Raw genomic sequence first — 7,405 nt, forward strand, 5'->3', positions numbered from 1 at the left:
GTGTCCGGGAAGAAGCTTTCCAAGAGTTGCCAGCATTACGGCCTTTTCAGGATTCTTCCTTTGTAACTAAATTTCCAAGCTTCATCGTTGTTTTTTCCAGTTCAATAATTGTATTTGAAATCTCGTTCATCCTGTCAGCGGATATGCCTCTATCTTCAGCAAGATTCGCATTATGGACTATGGCCTCGAATTCTTCATGAACTTTGGCAAGTTTGTCCCTTAACTTAAACATCTCTACACCTTTGGAAACTCTGTTTTTGACATCATCAATGCTGATTCTGACATCCGCATCCAGATTATACTCTGATACATCCTCAACGACCGTGCAGTCATATCCAAGAACCTGTTTTACTGTACTTGCGAATGCGTGCTTTGCATCCTCTTCTCCATGCACAAGGAAAACTTTTTGAGGCAGCTTTTTGAATCCGGTAATCCATTCTAACAGTCCATTCTTGTCCGCATGGCCGGATAAACCTTCCAGGCTGTAAATTTCAGCGCTCACATGAATCTTTTCTCCGAAGATGTGCACATCCTTATCTCCATTTACTATGGATCTGCCAAGTGTGCCTTCTGCCTGATATCCAACAATAATGATGCTGGATTTTGGATTCCAAAGGTTATGTTTCAGATGATGTTTTATCCTGCCCGCATCGCACATTCCGCTGGCGGAAATAATAATCTTAGGGTCCTTAATAAAGTTTAACTCCTTTGATTCATCACTTGTTCTGGTAAACCTCAAATTCTTGAAATCAAGGGGATTGTCGCCTTTGAGAATATAGTCCCTGGTCTCATCGTCAAAGTCCTCGGTATGCCTGCGGAATATTTCGGTAGCGCTTGTTGCCATAGGGCTGTCGACATATACCATGACATTTTTCAATGCACTTTCACATTCCTTATCCTGATCATAGTATCTATTTAAATGATATATGAGTTCCTGTGTCCTGCCGACTGCAAACGAAGGAATCACTACTGTTCCGCCTCTTTTTATTGTCTTCAATATAATTTGAATAAACTTATCCAGACTATCTCTACTGGATTCATGCGTTCTGTTTCCGTATGTTGTTTCCATAATTAGATAATCCGCTTCTTCTACCATTGTAGGATCCCTTAAAATTGGAGCATTTCTCATGCCAAGGTCACCAGAGAATACAAGCTTGGAAATCTTATCACCTTCTCTGATCCACAATTCTACTATTGCCGATCCCAAAATGTGTCCCGCATCAAGAAACCTTAATCTTATATCCGGATTGATATCGATAAACTGTTCATACAAAACCGGCTTCAAATATTGCAATGATTCAGCAGCATCATTCATTGTAAAAAGCGGTTCAACCAGAGCTCTTCCTTGCCTTCTCGCCTTCTTGTTGCCCCATTCCGCTTCCATTTCATGAATATGTCCGCTGTCTTTCAGCATAATGTCCACCAAGTCTGCCGTCGCGTCGGTACAATAGATTTTTCCCCTGAACCCTCGGTTTGTAAGGAGCGGTATTCTTCCACAATGGTCAATGTGGGCATGACTTAAAATCATAAAATCGATTTCAGCTGGATCAAAACCCAGATCTCCAAAATTCAATTTTTCTAATGTTTTACCACCTTGAAACTGTCCGCAATCCAACAGAAACGTATATTTATCCGTTGTGATAAGATGACAAGATCCGGTAACAGACATAGCTGCTCCTAAAAACTTAACATTCATAGACATCTCCTCCATGTAAAACGTATTTATCATAATTATCAGGCAAACTATCGTAATTTGATTATATATCAAAATTAAATGTTCGGCAACGCATCTTAATTGTCACAAACTTCTGGCGATTGTGGAGTGTGGATAGCATACCGGCTTCTATGAAACCAAAAAAGCTATTGTACTTGCCGTCATCGACAACATCCATTTTTATAGCAATTTTCGACCTCATAGACACAAGAACTACTTAACATCCCAGGAGAAACGGCACCTGTCTGCCTTTCCCAACGCAGCAGTCATGATTTCCACAATCTCATCCCCATACTTGCTGCATTTCACGTCGCCAAAGCCCGACACGGCTCTCAAATCTTCCACGGTTTTCGGCATTGCACCGATAAGCTCTCTCATCTGATTGTCGCTGAAAATGCAGTACGGTTTAATATTTTCTTCCCTGCTTCGCTTCAGGCGGAAGGCTTTCAATTCGTCCCATAGTTCCGACTCCAAATCCGAATCCCCGGCGTTGCCTGGGTGAGAAGTGCTTCCCTTCTCCGGGGCCGCTGATTCCATCTTTTCGTATTTCTTCAGATAGTTCACCGGATTCGGGCTGTGTGCGTCCAGATAGAACCGGGCCAGCTCTTCCATGAACTTATCGGACATAGCCTCTGTACCCGGTTGATTATTCACTTTTTTGATATATTCAATCAGCTGGTCTGCCCGGATGACCTGGTTCTTGACCTCTTTGGACGCAAATCTGGCATTCAAAACTGTTTTCGGATTTGCCAGTACAACAACTGCTCGGTAAGTATCATAGAAATTTTTATCAAACAAGGTCTTGGTCAGGATGTTGCCTTTGGATTCTCTCCTTATCTGCTTCAGCAGTTCCAGGTGCCTTTTATTCTGCGTAATCGGAGAATAGATTCCCTCTTTTCGATACCTGCCCTTGAATTCCGTTGTCCGGATGAAATCGCCGCTATTATTGATTTCAATGCTTCCAAAGAGGTTTTTGCACTCAATGACAAAGAACCTCTTTCTCGTTATGAGCAGATAATCAATCTGCGCAGTGAGGCCTTCCCATTCGTAATGCAGATCATGCAGTACATACATCGGAATATGGCTGTTTTTCAATTCAAAGGCTATTGTCTCCTCGCCTCGGATGCCGTAAGTCAGAAATCTTATATCCTGTTCAATCTGCGGCTTCACACTGTCCGGCGCCTGCAGGTGAAGGTCCTTCAGCGCCTCCAGCTGTGCCTGAGAATCTCCTGATTCCTTCAGCAATACCGGTTCCTTTAATCGATCAAACAACCCCATTTGTGTCCCCTTTCAACATTCAACTTTAGTTCACAATTTGTTCATGGTGTCAGGTACCAAGCAGCGAGGCAGCGAGGCACCAGCAGCGGCTGCAGTTAAGCAATTATTTCGCATTCCTCTTTGTCAAGATGAAGGTCAGCGAATTCTTCTGCAGGAACCGGCTTGCCAAAAAGGTATCCCTGTATGATATCGCAATTCATCTTTTTCAGCAGCCGGGCCTGTTCTTTTGTTTCGACGCCTTCTGCAATCGTTCTGATATTCAGCGCTGATGCCATAGCTATTATGGCCTTAACAACCTGGGCATCGTTTGGATTTGTCGTAATCGTATCAATCAGCTGTTTATCGATTTTTAAGATGTCAATGGAAAAACGCTTTATATAGCCGTATGATGAATACCCGGTTCCAAAGTCATCGACGGCAATCGATATTCCCATTTCAGAAAGCTGCTTCAGTATAGATACAGCGGCTCCATTGGGATTAAGTGTTGAACTTTCCGTTATCTCAAAATTAAGCTGGCTTGCATTTACACCGGTTTCCTCGATGAGTTTTCTGACCAGCCCGACGAATCCAGTGTTCTGAAGCTGAACGGCAGATATGTTTATTCCTACAAAAAATTCAGTTTCATACCTCTTATTCCAGTCTCTGATCTGTTCCATGGCAGTTTTCATGACCCATTCGCCAATTTCCAGTATTAATCCCGTCTCTTCCGCTATCGGTATGAATTCAACCGGGCCGACGAGCCCAAGCGCAGGGGAACGCCAGCGCAGCAGTGCCTCCATTCCAATCAGCGTCGTGCCTGTAGGCTCATATTCCGGCTGAAAATACAGTTTCAACTCCCGGCCGAAATCCGAATCCCGTAAAGCAAGTTCGAGTTCCTGCTTCCTGCGCTCCTGCTGATGAAGCGTTTCATCATACAACGCATACGATTCCGTTTTTGAAGATTTAACCTGCTTGAGAGCGATTTTGGCGCAATTTATGAGGTCAACCCGATTCTTGGCATTTTCAGGAAAGCTTGCGATTCCCATATGGATATTTATCGGTATTGAAAAGGGTTCGATGACAAGGGAATCGGAAAATGCAGCACACAGGTTCTCTGTTAACATCTTCATCCGGCATTTATCATCTGTTCCTCCCCAAAATATGGTAAATTCATCTCCATAGATTCTGGCAAGGGCGTATTCCTCTTTGCAAACACTCTCCAACCGTTTTGCAATTTCTATCAGCACCTTATCTCCTACACTATCTCCATACAATTCATTGACCATTCTGAAATGGTTAACGTCCAGGATGAGAAGATGCACTGTTTCGTTCTGCCTGCATTTCAATAATATTTCATCCAGCTGCTCAAAAAACGAATCTCTATTTTCAAGGCCTGTAAGATTGTCATGCTTGAGAAGATAAGACAAATTGGTGTTCATTGTCCTGAGCTGTAAGGTTCTTTCCTCGACTTTTTTTCGCAGCAATTCATTCACTTCCAGATTTGTCTTAAGACTTTTTTCGGAAAATATATTTTTCTGGATGTGCAGGGAAAGGACAATATGAATGATTATTACTGAAGCAAAATAAATTACATGGTTTAAACGCAGCCCACACAATAAGAAATCCAAAATCGGTATACTTATCAATAACCACATATGCCGGATTGGCCCTTCGTTTTGCTTCGCCATTCTGATTGTACATACCGACATTTCTTCAAATTCATTATATGCAACCTTTACACCTGCTGACAGAAACAACAGCGAAAACGCATATACCCAATCAAGAAATCCATAAGGAACATACATATTATTGGTCACTTCACTGACATAGAAACTGTCCGCCAAAAAAAAGATTACCAGGGAGCTCAGGATAATGTTTCCCCCCCAACGGAGTCTTTTAATACGAAACGAAAGCCCTATGCCGACCAATATGATCAATGTCAGGGTGTTGGTTAAAAGAAAGATAAAGTTGGAAGTATTTTCAATTCCCACCTCAACCTTTCCAAAAATCTGGGTGTCATAATAGATCATTACGATAAAGCCAATCCCCATCAGCATCGATGCAATTAAGTCCTGAAGCAGCTGAATCAGATTGAAGCACTTCTGATTTGTGTACATGTAGGCAATGGCGGCTGCAAAAAAGCATACATTGGCCAGCGTGTAGAAATACGCCAGATACACATTTTCTGAAGGCATCTGATGGAGAACCCCTTCAACAACAGACCAGATTGACTCAGCAATACCAAAGACAAAAAGACCAGCCATGAAGAAAAAGACCGACATGAAGTTAGGAGTCCGCTTCCTTAAAATAGGTATTAAGCTGATTGCAGAAAAAATAATCAGAAGCGGTGTTACGACATTCTCCCAAAACTCAATGTCGTTCATTAACATGAAACCATGAATCAGCAACAGTACAGCAGGGATATACCATACAAAAAGTTTTTTCGTTATAATGGCTTGATTCGTTATTCTGAATTTCATATTACCTCCCAAACAGTCTGTTCATGGTGTCATGGTAGCCAGCTTCGAAATTCTGGTTCATATATCCAACCTGGGTGTGTTCCCAATAATCGCATGCATTTACAACAATTGGAAAATTCTCCAAGTTGGCAACCATCCATTTACTATTTTTGATAACAACTCCTATTCATGTTAATGCAATCCCCGTAATCATCATATAGCTCTTTATCAAAATATTTGTATTTTTCGGCATCTTCCGTATACATTATATCAGCCAAAGAGATATCGAAAAATCCCCAATCACTTACTGACTCATATGTTTTATGCGTTATTTCACTTCTTTTAATCACTTGTAAATTTTGACCCGCGCATGACAATCACATCGAATTATTTTCGAGAATCAATCTAAGAGCTTCTATATTTGTGTAGTAATATAGTCTTTCGTATGATTCTTCTTTTCGTTTTAACTCAGTATACAAATCATTCAAATTTCTCCCTCCATTTTCAGCTTACCAGATACAACGGCTGGCAACCTGCGAATATATCACCGAACACCGGAACCTATTTATTACCGGTGCCACAGGCAGTGGAAAAAGATACCTTGCTTGTGCGCCGGGTATGGAGGCATGTACGCAGCACTTCAATAACAGATATGTTCGCCTTCCTGATCTTTTGATTGACCTTGAGATGGCAGGAAACGAAGGTGCCTATAAGAAAGTCATGGCAAGGTACGCCAATCCACTTCTGCTCATTATAGATGAATGGCTCCTTCTGAAACATCCTCCATAACTGATATTGATTTTCCTCGGCAAGCTCACATAAAAAAGGACATCCGCCCCCTTAACCAAGGAATCTGGATGTCCCAAAACTGGACCCGCACAATCTACGGGTCAGGTGCTCGACAGAAGCATCAAGTATCTCATTCTCCCGTACGAGCTGCACTGTTCTATTTTTATGAAGTGTTATCCTGCTGTTCATTATTATGTATTCCTTCACGCTTTTGATAATTCATTATATCAGAAAAAGTGCATGAAATCCATTATTTACGGGATTTTATGCACTTTCTTTCTGTTTTTGTTCACAGTTTGTTCATGGTGTCAGGTACCAACATCACTTTTTCGTGACATTTGCTTGGGAATACCGTAAAATATTTACATAACATTATAAGGAGGAGTAAAATGCCCCAAAACTTACGCAGTTTTCCGACATGTCTTTTCTTACTGTTTCTAGCGTTCTTCGCAGTTCTCCCATCCCAGGCACAGGCCTCGTCCGGCACCTGGAACCAGGAAGGGTATTATGATATTTCCTGGTATAATTCATCGAACACATCGTTCTCCATCTCCACAGCTTCTGAACTAGCCGGCCTGTCTGTTCTGGCCGCAACCGGAAATGATTTCACCGGCAAAACCATCCGCCTGGAAGGGAATATCAATCTCACGGGTCACTTCTGGATTCCAATCGGAATGAATACCACCAATGACTTTAATGGGACATTCCTTGGCCAGGGCCATACAATTACCGGTTTGGTCCTGGACACCTCCCAACTGGCAGCCGGCTATAATTCCGCGGGTCTTTTCGGATATGTGAATACTGGCGCCGTATTGGATTCCCTGGGTGTTGACGTTTCGATTCAGGGCGCCGGTTCTGATGGCATAAACATCGGAGGTCTCTATAGTGGGTCAGTTGTCAAGACAAAAACATCGACATTTCTTAATGAACCGATATGATTAACATGTTGCTTGGGGAGATGTAGTGGAACACTCCCCAGATATATGCATCAAGCCACATAGTCCAAAAGCATTGCTGGATAGTAGCGTTCTGCCGGAGTTTGATAATTGATGGATGAATGGCATCTTTCAAAGTTGTAAGTATGGATATAACTGCCGATTGCAGACCTGGCTTCCCGGATATTGTTATATTGTGTCAGGTATGCTTCCTCATATTTGAAGCTGCGGAACCACCGCTCAATCATGAT

The 7,405-nt window shown here is 42.2% G+C and carries 6 protein-coding genes and 1 pseudogene; 2 read left to right on the forward strand and 5 right to left on the reverse strand.

Annotated features, from left to right (window positions below):
* Positions 1–46 precede the first annotated feature (46 nt).
* The 4 genes from BUA79_RS10460 to BUA79_RS12825 form a co-directional block, all read right to left on the reverse strand.
* A complete protein-coding gene (locus BUA79_RS10460; RefSeq protein ID WP_073994371.1) occupies positions 47–1,696 on the reverse strand; it encodes an MBL fold metallo-hydrolase RNA specificity domain-containing protein in 1,650 nt (549 codons plus the stop codon).
* Between the two features lie 231 nt (positions 1,697–1,927).
* Complete coding sequence (locus BUA79_RS10465) at positions 1,928–2,992, reverse strand: HRDC domain-containing protein (RefSeq protein ID WP_073994372.1); 1,065 nt, start codon at positions 2,990–2,992, stop codon at positions 1,928–1,930.
* Positions 2,993–3,087: 95 nt separating this feature from the next.
* Positions 3,088–5,451 carry a bifunctional diguanylate cyclase/phosphodiesterase gene (locus BUA79_RS10470; RefSeq protein ID WP_073994373.1) on the reverse strand — a complete coding sequence of 788 codons (2,364 nt, stop codon included), beginning with the start codon at positions 5,449–5,451 and terminating at the stop codon, positions 3,088–3,090.
* A 1-nt stretch (position 5,452) separates the two neighbouring features.
* Positions 5,453–5,575: a hypothetical protein gene (locus BUA79_RS12825; protein WP_278308921.1), complete on the reverse strand. Its 123-nt coding sequence runs from the start codon at positions 5,573–5,575 to the stop codon at positions 5,453–5,455.
* Positions 5,576–5,925: 350 nt separating this feature from the next.
* On the opposite strand from BUA79_RS12825, the pseudogene BUA79_RS10475 reads away from it, so the two are divergent.
* Positions 5,926–6,207 (forward strand): annotated as a pseudogene (locus BUA79_RS10475) (ATP-binding protein); the annotation flags it as partial.
* 401 nt (positions 6,208–6,608) lie between these two features.
* Positions 6,609–7,157, forward strand: a complete 549-nt coding sequence (locus tag BUA79_RS10480) for a hypothetical protein (protein WP_073994374.1) — start codon at positions 6,609–6,611, stop codon at positions 7,155–7,157.
* 50 nt (positions 7,158–7,207) lie between these two features.
* On the opposite strand, the gene BUA79_RS10485 is transcribed toward BUA79_RS10480, so the two are convergent.
* Positions 7,208–7,405 (reverse strand): integrase core domain-containing protein (locus BUA79_RS10485; protein WP_143147909.1); only part of this gene is annotated, 198 nt, incomplete at its 5' end.

Source organism: Parasporobacterium paucivorans DSM 15970 (assembly GCF_900141895.1).
GTDB classification, from domain to species: domain Bacteria; phylum Bacillota; class Clostridia; order Lachnospirales; family Lachnospiraceae; genus Parasporobacterium; species Parasporobacterium paucivorans.

Bases quoted from the DNA above. Each gene is read 5' to 3' on its own strand.
- BUA79_RS10460 (WP_073994371.1), bottom strand. From the start codon at position 1,696: ATGAATGTTAAGTTTTTAGGAGCAGCTATGTCTGTTACCGGATCTTGT.
- BUA79_RS10465 (WP_073994372.1), bottom strand. From the start codon at position 2,992: ATGGGGTTGTTTGATCGATTAAAGGAACCGGTATTGCTGAAGGAATCA.
- BUA79_RS10470 (WP_073994373.1), bottom strand. From the start codon at position 5,451: ATGAAATTCAGAATAACGAATCAAGCCATTATAACGAAAAAACTTTTT.
- BUA79_RS10480 (WP_073994374.1), top strand. From the start codon at position 6,609: ATGCCCCAAAACTTACGCAGTTTTCCGACATGTCTTTTCTTACTGTTT.